The 16092-nt window shown below is 58.5% G+C and carries 8 protein-coding genes and 1 pseudogene; all 9 read left to right on the top strand.

Annotation, left to right across the window (positions count from 1 at the left end; genetic code table 11):
• Window positions 1-73 precede the first annotated feature (73 nt).
• The 9 genes and pseudogenes from QP109_RS04975 to QP109_RS04935 all read left to right on the top strand — a co-directional run bounded on the left by QP109_RS04975 (window position 74) and on the right by QP109_RS04935 (window position 15915).
• Window positions 74-916, top strand: a complete 843-nt coding sequence (locus tag QP109_RS04975) for a hypothetical protein (RefSeq protein ID WP_285023714.1) — start codon at window positions 74-76, stop codon at window positions 914-916.
• 283 nt (window positions 917-1199) lie between these two features.
• Window positions 1200-2696, top strand: coding sequence for a sodium/proline symporter PutP (gene putP, locus QP109_RS04970; protein ID WP_285023712.1), 1497 nt, complete (start codon window positions 1200-1202; stop codon window positions 2694-2696).
• A 192-nt stretch (window positions 2697-2888) separates the two neighbouring features.
• Window positions 2889-6440 carry a proline dehydrogenase family protein gene (locus QP109_RS04965; protein ID WP_285023710.1) on the top strand — a complete coding sequence of 1184 codons (3552 nt, stop codon included), beginning with the start codon at window positions 2889-2891 and terminating at the stop codon, window positions 6438-6440.
• Window positions 6441-6595: 155 nt separating this feature from the next.
• Window positions 6596-8359 (top strand): ABC-ATPase domain-containing protein, encoded by a 1764-nt coding sequence (locus QP109_RS04960; protein ID WP_285023708.1) that lies wholly within the window; start codon window positions 6596-6598, stop codon window positions 8357-8359.
• 108 nt (window positions 8360-8467) lie between these two features.
• The gene (locus QP109_RS04955; protein ID WP_285023706.1) at window positions 8468-9229 is read left to right on the top strand and encodes an ABC transporter ATP-binding protein; all 762 of its coding nucleotides are present in this window, start codon (window positions 8468-8470) and stop codon (window positions 9227-9229) included.
• A complete protein-coding gene (locus QP109_RS04950; RefSeq protein ID WP_285023704.1) occupies window positions 9226-11781 on the top strand; it encodes an FtsX-like permease family protein in 2556 nt (851 codons plus the stop codon). Before QP109_RS04955 ends, QP109_RS04950 begins: the two co-directional genes overlap by 4 nt.
• 62 nt (window positions 11782-11843) lie before the next feature.
• A pseudogene (locus QP109_RS04945) lies at window positions 11844-12119 on the top strand (IS256 family transposase); the annotation flags it as partial.
• A 476-nt stretch (window positions 12120-12595) separates the two neighbouring features.
• Window positions 12596-14974: a S9 family peptidase gene (locus QP109_RS04940; RefSeq protein ID WP_285023703.1), complete on the top strand. Its 2379-nt coding sequence runs from the start codon at window positions 12596-12598 to the stop codon at window positions 14972-14974.
• Window positions 14971-15915: a ribonuclease H family protein gene (locus QP109_RS04935; RefSeq protein ID WP_285023701.1), complete on the top strand. Its 945-nt coding sequence runs from the start codon at window positions 14971-14973 to the stop codon at window positions 15913-15915. The genes QP109_RS04940 and QP109_RS04935 overlap by 4 nt, the downstream gene beginning before the upstream one ends.
• Window positions 15916-16092 lie beyond the last annotated feature (177 nt).

The raw sequence follows: 16092 nt of genomic DNA, 5'->3' as shown, positions 1-16092 counted from the left end.
TCAGGGGAGTCCCCACTATCAAGGTATGCCCGCCTTTCCTAGACTGGTATCAACATCAAGGTGAGGAGACATTATGACGGATCAGCAGCCGAGCCCCGAAGAAGCCGAAAAGCAGGAAGGCTCCCCAGCTGAAGAGCAGTTCATTGAAGCGAACGCTGAAGAAACAGAGGGAGCACCTGCGGATACTGACTCAACAGAGCCTGTTGCACAGGAGAACGCTCCAGAAGAAGAAGCAACAGAACTGCTCCCGACCAAGGAGACGACTGAGCTTCCCGTTGGCGATTCCACTGTGGGCGCTGTCGAGGAAACCACGGTGCTTCCCACTAAGGAAACCGCTGAGACGACGGAACTTGCCAGCGAACCCGCCCCTGAAGTGATTGACGTTGAGGCACAAGTAGTCGAGGATTCAACTCCGACTCAGCCAACGTGGGAACAGAATCCATGGGCATCGCCGGCGGGCGAGCAGCCGGCAACCGCTAGTCAGGGTGCCTACACCGCACCGCAGTTCGATCAGCAGAACCCTTACGGGCAACCGGGTGTCCAGCCCGAGCAACCATACGGCCAGTACAACGGCGGTCAGTATGGGGCAAACGGCTTTGCCCAGGCACCGTACGGGATGACGTTCCAGATGACTCCTCTGGCGCAGGAATTGAAGTCGAATTCGAACATCGTCCTGATCCTCGGCATTCTCGGATTGGTGCTCATCGGTCTCTTTGGTTCGATTCCCGCGTGGCTGTGGGGTAATTCGATCCTGCGCCAGGCTCAGGAAAACGGGGTCAGCGCCGACATCGTGTCGAATGCGAAGGTCGGTCGTATTCTCGGCATTGTCGGTGTTGCCTTGTGGGGCGTTGCGACAGCGTTTGTCGTATTGATGATCCCGCTCATCATGCTCACCACCGTACTGCTTGCTGCGTGATGCTCTGTTGGTGAGCTCACCGCATTCACCGAACTGACTCTCCCGCCCACTGCAACATTTCGGAAGTATTCTCCAAAATGTCGCAGTGGGCGGTCGTTTTTTCGCGCAATATTTCGTCCCAAAAAACATGTGCGACTAAAGTCCTAGAGGTGTTATGCTCAACACAACCCGACGCAACGGCGCTTCGGGGCATCCCAGCCAGCACGCTGGCTCCCAACCCCGCACTACCATCCGAGCCCACCACCTCGGGCCCCGGTGATGCGACAACGCTAGGAGCTCCCCCATGACTGAGACTACTTTCCAGGCCGTGGCGATGATCATTTACCTATTGGCGATGGTCATGATCGGCCTTTTCGCATACAACCGCACTAAGAGCCTTGACGACTACATGCTCGGTGGCCGAGATCTTGGCCCCGGCGTCGCAGCCCTTTCCGCAGGCGCAGCCGACATGTCCGGCTGGCTCCTCATGGGCCTGCCCGGTGCGCTCTACCTCAACGGCCTGATCGAAGGCTGGATCGCAGTTGGACTGACCGTCGGCGCATGGCTGAACTGGAAGTTCACCGCACCCAGGCTTCGCGCATACTCGCAGATCGCATCGAACTCGATCACCGTTCCATCGTTCCTCAGCCAGCGCCTACGCGATACCTCCAATATTGTTCGTATCGTTGCCGGCCTTGTCATCACCGTGTTCTTCACGTTCTACGTTTCATCGGGCATGGTCGCCGGTGGCGCGTTCTTCGAATCATCATTCGGCATGGACTACCACCTGGGTATGGTCATCATCGCTGCGACGACAGTGCTGTACACGCTGGTCGGTGGATTCCTTGCCGTGTCGTGGACCGACGTTGTTCAGGGCATCATGATGCTGATCGCGCTCATCCTAGTGCCGGTTGTAGGCATCATCCATGTTGGGGGCTTCTCCAATCTGATGAGCGAAGTGAACCGCATCGATCCGACGATCTTCTCGCTCACTCACGGTGAAAGCGCCCTGTCCGGCGCAGCAACCCTCGGCATCGTGTCGGCGCTCGCATGGGGCCTCGGCTACTTCGGTCAGCCACACATCATCGTCCGCTTCATGGCACTGCGTTCTACCGCGGAGGCCAAGCAGGGTCGTCGCATCGGCATCAGTTGGATGCTCCTGTCCGTGATTGGCGCAGGCATGACAGCAATTGTCGGCATCGCCGTCTACCAGCATGACGAAGGAAAGCTCGCGAACCCGGAAGGCGTCTTCATCAGCCTCGGGCAATTGCTCTTCCACCCCTTCATCGCAGGCTTCATGCTTGCAGCGATCCTGGCCGCCATCATGTCGACCATTTCGTCTCAGCTTCTGGTGACCTCGTCCGCACTGGTCGAAGACATCTACCGCGCCTACACGAAGCGCGAACTGAACGGCGCTGACGGTGTTCTTGCTGGCCGTATCGCGGTTGGCGTGATCGCTCTGATCGCAGCGCTTCTGGCGTGGCCACGATCCGACTCGATTCTGGGTCTGGTGGCGTTCGCGTGGGCCGGCTTCGGCGCATCATTCGGTCCGATCGTGATCCTGTCGCTGTACTGGCGCAAACTCACCTCGGCAGGCGCAATCGCCGGCATGGTGACCGGCGCGGTCGTCGTTGGCATCTGGGGCAACATTTCGGGTGGCATCTTCGACCTGTACGAGATCGTCCCCGGCTTCCTTCTGAACCTCATCGTTGCGGCCGTCGTGTCGCGTGCAACGTGGAAGCCAAACCCGGAAATTGATGCCGAGTTCGACCAGACGATCGCCGAAACTCAGGGCATCTGACGTCTCAGCTTCGCGCTACTTCGCGATGAATGCAGGTGGCGCGAAGCAGTCAGATCCCTCTATTTCAGAATTGACGAGGCCACCTCGCCCGCTGAACCGCCACGGCCTGAAACGGGGTGGGCGACCTCGTCGACTGAACATCACCTCTTTCCAACTCACTCACACACCACTGAACAAAGTAATCGAGGAAGAATGTCTGAATCAGAAAACCCCACCACGGATTTCGAAACGATCGTTGACCGCGCGCTTGCTACCGCGAGGCGTTGGGCGACATCATCGACACAGTTCCCGACTGACCCGGCAGCACAGTTGCTGGCCGGCGTGTTGAAGGACGAAGAGGGCTTGGATTACACCGTTTCATTCGTTGACGGAGTGGTTCGCCCCGAAGACCAGAAGGTGGCCGCACGCCACCTTGCCGAGGTCGGCGCGAAGAACCCGAAGTTCTTGCCGTGGTATCTGCGCACCCCTGCACTGGTTGGCGGTAAGGCTGGCACGTTTGTCCCGTCAATCGCTGTTCCCGCTGCCCGCAAGGTGTTTGCACGCCTTGTTGGTGATCTTGTTGTTGATGTGTCCGACGAGAAGCTCGGTCCAGCAATCGAGCGACTTCGTAAAGATGGCGCGCGCCTGAACATGAACCTGCTCGGCGAAGCCGTTCTGGGCGAGAAGGAAGCTCGCAAGCGTCTCGACGACACTCGTCGTCTGCTGGAGCGCCCGGATGTTGACTACGTTTCGCTGAAGGTTTCGGCGGTGACCGGCCCGCACAACCCGTGGGGATACGACCAGATCGTTGACCACGCGGTACGCGAATTGCTTCCGCTCTACCAGTACGCGGTCAGCGCCGGTGGCAAGTTCATCAACTTGGACATGGAGGAATACCACGACCTTCAGCTGACGGTCGACGTGTTCAAGACGATCCTCGACCGTGAAGAATGCCTGGGGCTGCGTGCCGGCATCGTGCTTCAGGCCTATCTGCCCGACACCTTGAACGTCATGAAGGATCTGCAGGAATGGGCGGCAGCACGCAGGGCGCGTGGCGGAGCACCGATCAAGGTGCGTGTCGTGAAGGGCGCAAACCTGGCAATGGAGCGCGTCGATGCCGCGATGCACGGCTGGGATCTGACGACCTGGGATTCGAAGCAGTCGACGGATGCGAACTACGTGCGAGTCCTGGATTGGGCGATGCACCCCGACCGTATTCAGAACGTCAACATCGGCGTCGCGGGACACAACCTGTTCACAGTCGCTTATGCATGGGAGCTGGCGAAGGAACGCGGTGTTACCGACCACGTTGAATTCGAAATGCTGTCCGGTATGGCGATGCAACAGGCGGCCGCTGTTCGTCAGGAAGTCGGCAACCTGTTGCTGTACGTGCCCGTCGTTCACCCCGACGAATACGACGTTGCCATCGCCTACCTGGTGCGCCGACTGGAAGAAAACTCCGCGGACGATAACTTCATGGCGTCGATCTTCGATATCGGCACCTCGCAGGCATCGTTCGATAAGGAAAAGACTCGCTTCCTTGCCGCAGTTGAGCAGATGAAACGCGAGGGAACCAGCCGTGTTGGCGCAAACCGTACCCAGGACCGCACGTCAGAAACTGCCGACGACCTAGCTGCACCGTTAAAGGACTCGAACGGTAACTGGATCTTCGCGAACACTGCGGATTCGGATCCGGCTCTTCCGGTCAACCTGCAGTGGGCACGTGAAATCGCCGAACGTATCCCGACCTCAACTCTGGGAACTGCGACCCTTGAAGCGGGGACGATCACTGATCGCGAAACCCTAGACAACCTCGTCGAGGCGACCGCGAACGCCGGCAAGGAATGGGCGGCTCGTAGCGCCGCAGAGCGTAGCGATATCCTGCACCGCGCAGGTGTTGAGCTGGCCCGTCGTCGCGCGGACCTGATCGAGGTTGCCGGCTCCGAACTGGGCAAGTCCCTGGAACAGGCTGACGTCGAGGTTTCCGAAGCTACCGACTTTGCCCACTACTACGCACAGCTTGCTCTGGACCTCGAAAAACTCGATGGTGCCCACTTCACTCCGGTAGATCTGACCTTGGTTACTCCGCCGTGGAACTTCCCGCTGGCAATTCCTGCCGGTGGCGTTCTGGCCGCTTTGGCCGCGGGATCGGCTGTCGTTTTGAAGCCTGCTGATCCGGCTGGACGCTGTGGCGCCGTTATTGCCGAGTGCCTGTGGGCTGCGGGCGTGCCGAAGGATGTCCTGCAGTTTGTCTCCGTCTGCGAGGACACGCTGGGTAAGGACCTTGTCACGCACCCGCGCGTGGGTCGCGTTGTCCTGACGGGCGCGGCCGGGACGGCTGAACTGTTCCGCTCCTGGGATCCGACGATGAAGATCATGGCGGAGACTTCGGGGAAGAACTCGATCATCATCACTCCGTCGGCTGACCTTGATCTGGCCGTAAAGGATGTTGTGAACTCGGCGTTCGGTCACGCTGGTCAGAAGTGTTCTGCCTGCTCGTACGTAATTCTGGTCGGTTCGGTTGGCTTCTCGAAGCGCGTGCGCAACCAGTTGCTTGACGCGGTTCGTTCCCTGCACGTCGCCTGGTCGGATGACCTGAGCGCTCAGATGGGTCCGCTGGCGGCCGAGCCGACCGGAAAGCTACTGCGCGGTCTAACCACGTTGGAACCGGGTCAAAAATGGGAGATCACCCCGAAGCCTCTCGATGACACGAACCGACTGTGGAGTCCTGGCGTCCGCTCGGGTGTCCAAGTCGGTAGCGAGTACCACTTGACCGAATACTTCGGCCCAATCCTCGGCATTATCCGCGTCGATACGCTCAATGAGGCAATCGAAGCGCAGAACATGGTCGAGTACGGTCTGACCGCCGGCCTGCACTCGCTGGATCCGGACGAAATCAACTACTGGCTGAACAACGTCGAAGCTGGCAACGTGTACGTTAACCGCGGTATCACGGGCGCGATCGTGCGTCGCCAGCCGTTCGGCGGATGGAAGCGTTCAGTTGTCGGCGAAGGCACGAAGGCCGGTGGCCCGAACTACCTGCTGGGCTTCGGTTCGTTGGCGTCCACGCCACTCGATTCCGCTCCGTCGACGCACACGTTGAAGCCTCAGTTACGCGATCTGCTCGATTCGGCGTCCGAGGTGCTTGACGGCGAAGAGATGGAGCGTTTAGCGAAGGCGATTTCGTCGGATAACGAGGCCGCGTTCACCGAATTCGACGTCTTGCATGATCCGAGCGCGGTGCCCGCAGAGCGCAATATCCTGCGTTACATTCCGGCACGTGCAACGATTCGCGCCGGAGCGGACGCTTCTCTGACCGATATTCTGCGCGTCATCTCGGCCGCCGTGGCAACGGGTTCCTTCGCGTCGAATCCGCTGGGTGAGGGAATGATTCGTAAGACCACCGGTGGCGGTTGGGGCGATGTTGAGCTGACCGTTTCCACGACCACGCCGCTACCCGCGTCGATCACGTCGCTACTGGCGCACATGGGTATCGGGGTTGTTGTCGAAGACTTCGATCAGTTCACGATGCGTCTGACGCAGGCGGAATTCAGCTACGACGAGCGTATTCGTCTAATTGACGAGGCCGGCGATGACGTGCGTCGCGCCGTGGGTGGCTCGATTGACGTAGCCGTCTGGGATGGCCCCGTCACAAACTCTGGCCGTGTAGAGGTTCTGCCGTTCGTTCACGAGCAGGCAGTGTCGATCACGAACCATCGTTTCGGTAATCGCACTCCCCTGTCGACGCAGGTCTTGCAGGGCTGACTTTGGTGCCCCTTTGCGGGGTACTGCTCAGGCTTCCTCAACCGTGTGAGTGAGGAATAGAGCCGGCGGGCATCGGAAAGCGATCACGTTATGTGCGTAGAATGCCCGCCGGCTCGACCTGTGCCCGGGGTGGAGCGACCCGATACGATAGGGGCATGGCCCCTCGCTTTCACACCGACGATAAGTTCCACAAGCGCTCTGGCTCTGACGCGGAGTTGATTCGTGACCTCGACCGTCTGGATGGTCGCTCCTACGGGTCGTATAAGTCGGTGATCGGCGACTGGGATTACGGCGATTTTTCGCTGAGCATTGATCGGATTCAGTCCGACCCTTACGCTCCTCCGTCGCCGATTCGCGCAACTGCGAAACCCGATCGAATGGGCTTGCCACCTGAAGCGTTGGCCAATGGTCAGGCTCGCCTGGCGACGGCTGACTTCCTGGCGCGAGCCTTCGAGGCAGCAATCAGAAACCGTATTCGTGGTGGTGGAATTCGGATCGCTCACCCGGGTCAAGAGATCCTGCAACGTTCAAGCGCGAAGGTGATGCCCGATCATGTTGAGATCCGTTTCCAGGTTCAGATGCCTGCGCGAGGTCGAACGATCATGGGCCGCGAAGCTGCCCGTATTTTCGACGTGGATATTCCGAACATTGTGATGGACACGTTTGATTTTGTGTCTGACGATGACATCACCGTCGCCAAGACCTCCGCCCTGAAAACCCACATTGCGACGTACGAGGATCATTGCGCTCTGATCGATTCTCTGGCGAAAAACAACTGGGTGTCTTTTATTGCCGATGGCTCGTTGCTTGCCCGTAAGTCGGGGGTTTCGCAGGTTCCGATGGACGCCGATACCGCGGTAACTTTTGAGTCCCCGGATACTCTGCGTCAGACGGTGAACCTGCCTCACGCGGGCGAAGTCAGTGGCATGGCAATTGCTCCCGGTGTCACCGTGATCGTCGGCGGTGGCTACCACGGCAAGTCGACGCTATTATCAGCAATCCAGCGAGGCGTGTACGCGCACGTTCCAAGCGACGGTCGCGAACTCGTAGCAACTCTTCCGGACGCCATGAAGGTACGCGCAGCCGATGGTCGTGCCGTGACCGGAGTCGATGTTTCTCCTTTTATTTCACACTTGCCAGGTGGTGTGGACACGACGAACTTCTCGACGTCGAACGCTTCAGGCTCAACCTCTCAGGCTGCGGCAATCATGGAGGCTGTGGAACTCGGCTCTCCTCTTCTGCTGATCGACGAAGACACTTCGGCAACGAACCTCTTGATCCGTGATGAGCGTATGCGCGCCCTCGTCGCGACCGAAAAAGAGCCGATCACTCCCCTCGTTGACCGTATCGGAGCTCTTGCTCAGCAGGATGTTTCAACGATTATGGTCATGGGCGGTTCTGGCGACTATCTGGACGTTGCCGACTGCGTCCTCATGCTTGACACTTACCGTTGCGTGGACGTCACCGCCCGCGCCAAGGATGTAGCTGAACACATGCCGCGGCCTCGTAATGACAAGCAGGAATTCGCGATGCCCGCGCCTCGTATCCCCCATCGCCTGCGCCCCACGTCCGACCGCCCGAAGACGAAGTCCGCGGGCCTGGACGAAGTCATGATCGACCGCCAGACAATCACCCTGACGGACGTGGAGCAGATCGTCGATCCGGGTCAGACCGAAGCAATCGCGTGGGCGGTCCGAGGAGTTTTAGGAAACTATGCTGCCGGTAAGATGGCGCTAGCCGAACTGCTTGCTCGTCTTGAACGTCAGTTCGCATCCGAAGGCTTGGACGCGCTGACAAAGTTCGGGGCACGCTCATACCCGGCATTCTTGGCTCGCCCGCGACGCGTCGACATTGGGGCCGCGATCAACCGTTTCCGCGGACTCAGTATTGTCGCCACCGACTCCTTGGAAGAGGACTGACCCCCTTCTATTCGAGGTTAATCGGGGATATCCCCCACAAGAAAATGGGGGTGGAAATGGGCGCTTCCCTCATAGTGCGTAGCTCGCTGTTCGGCGCACAGTTGAAGCATGAGTATTCCACTTCCACAATCTCAGTCAGTCTCATCCGTTTCATCGTCCACGCCCGTTGTCGCTCTTAATCACGTATCCAAGATTTACGGTCAAGACGATACGCGCGTCGCAGCGCTTGACGACGTCAGCGTCGACTTTTACGAGCACACGTTCACCGCCATTATGGGTCCGTCAGGCTCAGGTAAGTCGACCATGCTTCACATGCTTGCCGGTCTCGATTTGGCGACCAGTGGCGAGGTTCGGATCGAAGGTAAAACCCTGTCGCAACTGGATGATGACGCGTTGACCCGTCTTCGTCGCGACCGCATCGGTTTCGTATTCCAGAGCTTCAACCTTGTTCCCACCCTTGATGCGCGTGCGAACATTGAGCTTCCCCTTCACCTGGCCGGACAAAAACCTGACCGCCGTTGGCTCTCCATGATCGTCGACGTGCTCGGTATCGGGAATCGCCTGAAGCATCGCCCACAGGAAATGTCTGGTGGCCAGCAGCAACGCGTCGCCGTTGCCCGTGCGCTCGCATCGAAGCCAGCAGTGATCGTCGCCGACGAACCGACCGGCAACCTGGACTCCGCTTCCTCGCGCGAGGTCCTGCACCTTCTTCGCGCCACCGTTGATCAGCTGGGACAGAGCGTCATCATGGTGACGCACGATCAAAACGCCGCTCTGATTGCCGACCGTGTCCTGGTGATGCGCGACGGAAAGATCCGTGCCGATCTGACCAAGCCGACCGAAGCTCAGCTGAGCGAGGCTGCACGATGAGCTCCATTAAACAGCCGGGCGATTTCGCCCCTACACCCGAGCCTCGTACTGACGCTTCCACGTCACGTGGAACCCTTGGCCACTTGCTTCGCGCCAACGTGAAGACGCACGGTCGTCGCTACGTGGCGACCGGCCTCGCCGTCGCGATTTCAACCGCGTTCATCATGGTGTTCCTGGCACTCGGCAACGGCATGACCGCATCGCTGACCGCGAGTGCGCGCGATTCCTACCAAGGCGCTGCCGCGGTGGTCGAAGCTACTGACGAGTTCTACAATGCCGGCCACTCGGATCTTTTAGAGGTCACCGATCAGTTGAAGGCAACCAACGGTGTCACGGCAATTGCACCGCAACAGATGGCATTCCTAAATCTGTCGAATGGCGCTAAGCGGACGGTTCGCATGGCAAGCGCTACCCAGCCGGAACCTTTCCACCGCAGTGAAGTAACAGAAGGTGCCCTTCCGAACAGCGACACTGAGATCTTCCTCGACACGACCGCCGCCAACAACCTTGGCGTGAAGGTAGGCGACACGATTCAAGCAAGCGCCTCGTACACGCAGGATGCTTCTGCTCCAAAGACCAGCCTGACCGTTTCGGGTCTGGTGAAAACCGGGCCGACGGGCCAAGGTGTTGCGATAATGACACCGGACGGCTTGGTTGCCGCGTCCAATCACTCGCAGCACACGACCAGCATTCTGGTTGCCTCATCGAGCGCCTCCCCGTCGATTGCTGAGCAAGAAAAGCTGGTGAACACGCTGACAACGACACTCGATGACACCGGTCTGACAGTAATGACCGGCCACGCGGCATACGAAAGAGATCTTGAGAAACTGGCCGTCGGGTCAGCAGCACTCACAGCGATATTCCTGATTTTCCCCGTGATTTCGATGATTGTCGCGATTATCGTTGTTGCGACGACCTTCCAGGTGATAATGACTCAGCGGCGTCGCGAGCTCGCCCTGCTACGCGCCATTGGCGCAACAAAGAAGCAGACTCGGTCGTTGGTCATGCGCGAGGCCGCACTGATCGGCCTGATCTCGTCGGCGGTCGGTACCGCCGTGGGCGCATTGGGTGGGTTTGCGATCCTGAACGGGTTCGAGATTGTCTCGTTCTCTGACGCAGTTGCCTCGGCTGCCTCGCCGATCGCTCTGGCGGGAACGTGGGCAGCTGGCACGCTGATGACCATCGCCGCGAACCTGCGCCCCGCACGCTCGATTGCTCGCATGTCTCCGATCGAGGCACTGGGTAATCAAGCGGAAACCGCGTCCTCGCAGAAGTCGCATCGCGTGTTCTTCATTCTTTCGCTCATCATTGCGACACTTGCCTTCGCAGGTATGGGTGTTGGCCTTTTCATGCGTGGGTCAACCAGCGGTTTCCTGGTTGCATTCCTTTCCGGGATGGTCGCGCTAGTCGCCATGATGTGCGCATCGATCGTTTTCATCCCGGCCTTGGCACGTCTGTGGGGCAGTCTTGGACGGGGAACCACGTCAAAGCTGGCACGCGAAAATACTGTTCGCAATCCTGGTCGCACCGCAGCAACAGGTGTTGCTATCGCCATTGGCGTCACCCTGATCACCATGATGAGTGTGGGCGCAGCATCAATGCGTCAGACGCTCACTTCCGAGGTTGATTCTGCTCGTCCTTACGATCTGACCGTGCAGTCTGTCAGCGGTGAGCTACCCGCATCCGCTCTGTCGGAGGTCACTGGGACACAAGGTGTTGTCGCGGCGCTTGAGATTCACGGGACCAGCGGAACGATGACAGCGGGGACCGATTCGCTTGATGTCTTCATCGACGGCGTGCCCGACTTGAATCCGGTCGCACACTCCACGGTTGACGTATTGGATGATTCGACCGCAAAGTTTTCGAGCAGCACAGTGAAGACCGGAGACACGGTTCAGGTGTGTACCTCGAACGGAAAGTGTGCGGACTTCACCGCTCTCATCGACGAACACTTCCCGGTTGACTACGTTTCAATCTCTGCGAACGCCCTCAGCACACTGGATTCATCAGCCGGTGTGAGCACGATTCAAGTGAAGCTGGACGACCAAGCGAGTGCTACCGAAGTACAGTCCGCTCTGCTGTCGCTCAACGACCAGTACTCGGTGAACGGTACCGCTCTTGAACGCGAAACCTACAACCGGGCGATCGATCAAGTCCTACTGGTCGTGATCGGAATGCTCGGTATTTCAGTTCTGATTGCACTGGTTGGTGTAACGAATACGCTCAGCCTGTCGGTTGCCGAGCGCACCCGCGAGAACGGTCTGTTGCGCGCTCTTGGTATGACCCGCCGGAATATTAAGACGATGCTGAGTGTCGAAGCTGTCTGTATCGCGTTGGCTGGGTCAACCATCGGTGTGATTCTGGGGATAATCTTTGGAATCGCGGGAACATACGCCATGCCTTTGGAGGACGTGACCATTGCAATCGTCATGCCGTGGGGAACACTGATTGCGGTTGTTGCTGTGTCCGTGCTGGCCGCTTTGATTGCCTCGTGGTTACCCGGACGCAAGGCTGCAAAGGTCTCTCCCGTGGAGGCACTGGCGACTGAGTAACACGGCTCCGTGACGGGGCTCGGGGTGCATCCATTCGGATGCACCCCGAGTTTTGTTCAAGCCCGAACCTCGTCGATTTTTCGCAGGTTGCGTGGGAGCGGTTCGTGCCGTTTCTGCAGTTCCCGCCATCAGTTCCCCAACTGATATCGCCACGCTGAAAACGCTTTGGCTGATGATTTGCACCATAGAAGATAAACGCGCGCTACCCAACGCCCGAAGAAAGCCAAACGCGATATTGAGGGCAACGGACATATTGAAGGAGCCAAACCAACAGCTGGAAACACGCCATCAACCAACTAGCCGTAACATACCCAGACCGATTCGCGGAGTACTTATAAACCCAACCTCTCCACACACAAACAATCAGGCACTCTCACAGTAAAGCTTCATCTGCGCGTTGCTTGGAACTGCACGAACTGCACCTAGCGCGACAAATCTAGGCTCTTTGGTGCAAAAACGTCGCGTCAGGTGCAGCCCGGAGCACAAAACCCGCCTCCTTCGAAGACGAGGGCAACGGCAGTGATGCTATTCGTCAGCGTGGGAACGGTGGTTTCTTACATTTCAGGCACGTTTGCAGACTATGCCCGCCCGGTTCGAAATGCTCGCCGAGGTCCAGCATGTGCGCTCACGGTTGACGCTCGCAAATTTGTCGTAGCTCTGCGGATTTTATTGACGAGGCCATGCTCGACGTTCTGGGCTCGGGGCGTGTATTTTGGCACGAGTTTCCGAGGTTTTCATTTGTTGAGGCGCAGGCTCATTTACCCGTGCGGGAGCACGTAAAACATTTGTGCATGGTGCGGGTTAAAGTCTGTGCATGAGCACATTCACCCTTCCACCCGTGGCCGAACGTCGATTTGGCTACCGCGTCCGCGATATTCACGGCGATCATTTTGATGATGGCTGGGATTGGTTGCGCGATGAGTCGAATGCTGATGTGGTCGCGCACCTGAATGCAGAGAATCGCTGGGCGGATCAAGTGTGTAAGGCAACTGAGTCCTTGGCTACAGCGATTGCAGCCGAGGTGAAGAGGCATACGGCTCTGGACGATGTCTCGGTTCCCGTTTTGGACGGTGACTATTGGTATTTCCGCAAGTGGCATAAGGGCGATTCGTATGCGACGCATCATCGTGTGCCGGCTGATCGCAAGGGCCTTGTTGACGCGTCTGCTCTTCCGCCTCAGCCCAGTGTTGATGATGTTCTTCCTGGCGAGACGCTGATTCTGGACGAGAACGCTCTGGCAAAGGGACAGGAGTTCTTTAAGGTCGCCGATATTCAGCCAAGTCCCGATGGTCGCTTGATCGCGTGGGCGCGGGACACTGCTGGCGATGAGCGCTTCACGTGGGTTGTTCAGGTTGCCGATACTGGCGAAATCGTTGATGAAGCCGTGGTTGACGCTGGTTATGGGCTGGCGTGGGCAGCGGATTCCGCTTCGTTTATTTACATGGGTGTCGATGACGCGTGGCGCGCGTGCGAAGTCTGGTGGCACCAGCTTGGCACCGGTCGCGATCAGGATCGTTTGCTTCTGGTTGACCCTGACGAGCGTTTTGAAATGGGGATTTCCGATGGTGGGGACCCGTTCCATGTCCTCATTCATTCCATGTCGTCGACGTCTGGTCAGGCATGGGTGTGGTTGCCGGATTATCCGTCAACGCGCCCGGTCTCGATAACCGGTCTGGCAAAGCGTGTGATGGTGGCGGTGGATTCTGCTGGCGATCACCTACTTCTGGTGCACACTGCTCTGTCGCAAGAGGGCACGCTTGCCGTTGCCTCTTATCCGTCTGATCTTGTGTCGCTGGCAACTCCCGTCGATGCTGACTATTCGCGCGCTGTTCTTGGTAATCGCGAGTCTGGATCAGCGATTGAGGGTGGTGAACCTGTGCCTTTTGCTCCACCGTCAACGTGGGTCACTGTGCGCGAAGCAGGCGCAGGCGAACGCCTGCTCGAAGTGGAAGCCAGGGCATCGTTCTGTGTGCTTTCTATGCGTTCAAATGCTCTGACACAAGTGGAGTACCGGACCCGAAACACGGCTGTTGACGTCAGCGGGGATGCCCGGCCTCGTCCCCTTTCGAGCGACGAACTGTGCGAACTCTGGGGCGACGGGCACTTCGTGGAAGCAAAGGCTCCGGTGCGCACGATCAACTCCGTCGAGGGACCACGCTTTGATGACCGTTTCTTCCGCGTGCGTGTTCAGTCGCAGATTCAACCGGAAACAACAATCCAAGTTGATCCGTTCAGCGGTGGAACGACGTTGCTGAAGGTCGCGGAGGCTCCCGGCTGGGATCCGTCCACGATGGTGGAAGAGCGTGTGTGGGTAACAGCTCGCGATGGGAAGACTCCGATTCCGGTTACGTTGATTCACGGGGTTGATGTGCGACCTGACGGCACACATCCCGGGTGGGAATTGGGATATGGGTCGTACGAAGTCTCCTATGACCCCGAGTTTGAGACACTCCGCCTGCCAATCTTTGAGCGCGGTGTGGTGTTTGCGATCGCGCATATCCGCGGTGGTGGTGAACTGGGGCGCGCGTGGTACGACGATGGGAAGGAAGCCGTGAAGGTAAATACTTTCACCGACTTCATTGACGTTGGGCGTTGGATGGTCGAATCAGGGTGGGTTACTCCCGGGTGCCTCATTGCTGAGGGACGAAGTGCCGGTGGTCTGTTGATGGGTGCCGTGTTGAATATGGCTCCCGACCTGTACCGAACGGTGATCGCTGGCGTTCCTTTCGTCGACGCTCTGACGACAATCTTGGATCCGAGTCTTCCTTTGACGGTCGGTGAATGGGAAGAGTGGGGTAACCCCATTGAAAGCCCGGAGATCTTCCGGATTATGAAGGGCTACACGCCGTACGAGAACGTGCCAGAAAACGTCGCTCTGCCAGCGGTTATGGCAACAACGTCGGTGAATGACACACGCGTTGAATTTGTTGAGCCGGCCAAGTGGGTCCAACGCCTACGAGAAGCGTCAGGGCAGAACACGGATGCTGACCTTGCCGCCTCGCGTCCGATTGTTCTGCGTACTCAGATGGTTGCGGGTCATGCTGGGCCGTCTGGCCGTGAAGGGCGCTGGAAGGCTCGCGCCGAAGAGTTCGCTTTCGCGCTCGGGCAGGTCGGAGTTCGCGAACCCGCAGCATCGGAACTAGGTACGTCTGAAGCATCCGAAGCAATGAACAAGGCTGGTGATCAGCGATGACGCCTGCGGGTAACCGTATCGTTGCTGCCGTTGACGGTTCTTCACTTGGGAATCCTGGTCCCACCGGCTGGGCGTGGGTTGTTGACGCCACTTGCTGGGATGCCGGTGGCTGGGAATCGGGGACGAACAATCTGGGTGAGCTCACCGCTGTTCTTGAGCTGTTGAAGGCCACGGAAGCCGCTGGGTTTGCTGACTGTGAACTCCATATCTTGGCCGATTCGCAGTACGCGATCAACGTGGTCTCTTCGTGGATGCACGGGTGGAAGAAGCGCGGGTGGGCGAAGGCCGATAAGAAGCCGATCAAGAACCTTGAACTGATTCAAGAAATTGACCGTGTTATCGCTGGGCGCAACGTAACCTTCGAATGGGTGAAAGGGCACGCCGGGCACACCATGAACGAGCTCGCCGACAACTTCGCGCGCGGATGCGCCGAGGAATACCAGGCGGGTCGCATCCCCAAGCCTGGCCCCGGATTTGCTGGTAGTGGGGGAGAAACTCCTGCTACGCAGTCCAACGAGACCGGTAATTCCGGCGATGATTCCGCGAGCGCAGTCGCGGAGCCGTCGGTTTCTTCTTCTGACTCTTCTTTCATGGAGATGCGTGACGGTTCCGGATCGAACAACAGGTCGCGTCTGATTGAGAATGAAAAAGTGTTCCTCACCGCCTGGCTTACAGGAGAATCATCGGTTTTAAAGCAGATCGTAGCCCCGGACTGCACGCGCGTTTGGCCGAACGGGAACGTGACCACGACGTTGGAGGGCCCTGTTCCCCTCGACGCGAAGATCAGTCGCATGACGGTGACTCCCGCCGGAAGCGCTTGGCTTGTTCGCTACGAAATGCGATGGAAGAACGGCGCCAGCGTTGAGCTGTCGGTCTGGGAGCCAAGTGAGAATTCGCGTGGGCTGAGCCTGGTTCATCATCAGACAACCCTGAAAGGTTAAGAGACGGCCACACTGACGTCAACAGTGCGCCCCTCGAACGAGCAGTAGCGACCCATGCGCAAAATTGCTGAGTGATGTCCAGCCTGCAACCGCACTCCCGTAAAGAGCCAGCTTGCTCTCGGTTCACTGACATCGTTGCGGGTATGCGAATTGGATCGCCCGCCCGCGATACAGTGG

This window comes from Pauljensenia sp. UMB9872 (genome assembly GCF_030212665.1).
GTDB classification, from domain to species: domain Bacteria; phylum Actinomycetota; class Actinomycetes; order Actinomycetales; family Actinomycetaceae; genus Pauljensenia; species Pauljensenia turicensis_B.
Note: the sequence above shows the minus strand (reverse complement) of the source record. Positions and strands in the feature narration are given on the sequence as shown.

What these genes read in the sequence shown, in the direction of transcription:
- QP109_RS04975 (WP_285023714.1), top strand. Translation starts at nt 74, where the DNA reads ATGACGGATCAGCAGCCGAGCCCCGAAGAAGCCGAAAAGCAGGAAGGC.
- putP (WP_285023712.1), top strand. Translation starts at nt 1,200, where the DNA reads ATGACTGAGACTACTTTCCAGGCCGTGGCGATGATCATTTACCTATTG.
- QP109_RS04965 (WP_285023710.1), top strand. Translation starts at nt 2,889, where the DNA reads ATGTCTGAATCAGAAAACCCCACCACGGATTTCGAAACGATCGTTGAC.
- QP109_RS04960 (WP_285023708.1), top strand. Translation starts at nt 6,596, where the DNA reads ATGGCCCCTCGCTTTCACACCGACGATAAGTTCCACAAGCGCTCTGGC.
- QP109_RS04955 (WP_285023706.1), top strand. Translation starts at nt 8,468, where the DNA reads ATGAGTATTCCACTTCCACAATCTCAGTCAGTCTCATCCGTTTCATCG.
- QP109_RS04950 (WP_285023704.1), top strand. Translation starts at nt 9,226, where the DNA reads ATGAGCTCCATTAAACAGCCGGGCGATTTCGCCCCTACACCCGAGCCT.
- QP109_RS04940 (WP_285023703.1), top strand. Translation starts at nt 12,596, where the DNA reads ATGAGCACATTCACCCTTCCACCCGTGGCCGAACGTCGATTTGGCTAC.
- QP109_RS04935 (WP_285023701.1), top strand. Translation starts at nt 14,971, where the DNA reads ATGACGCCTGCGGGTAACCGTATCGTTGCTGCCGTTGACGGTTCTTCA.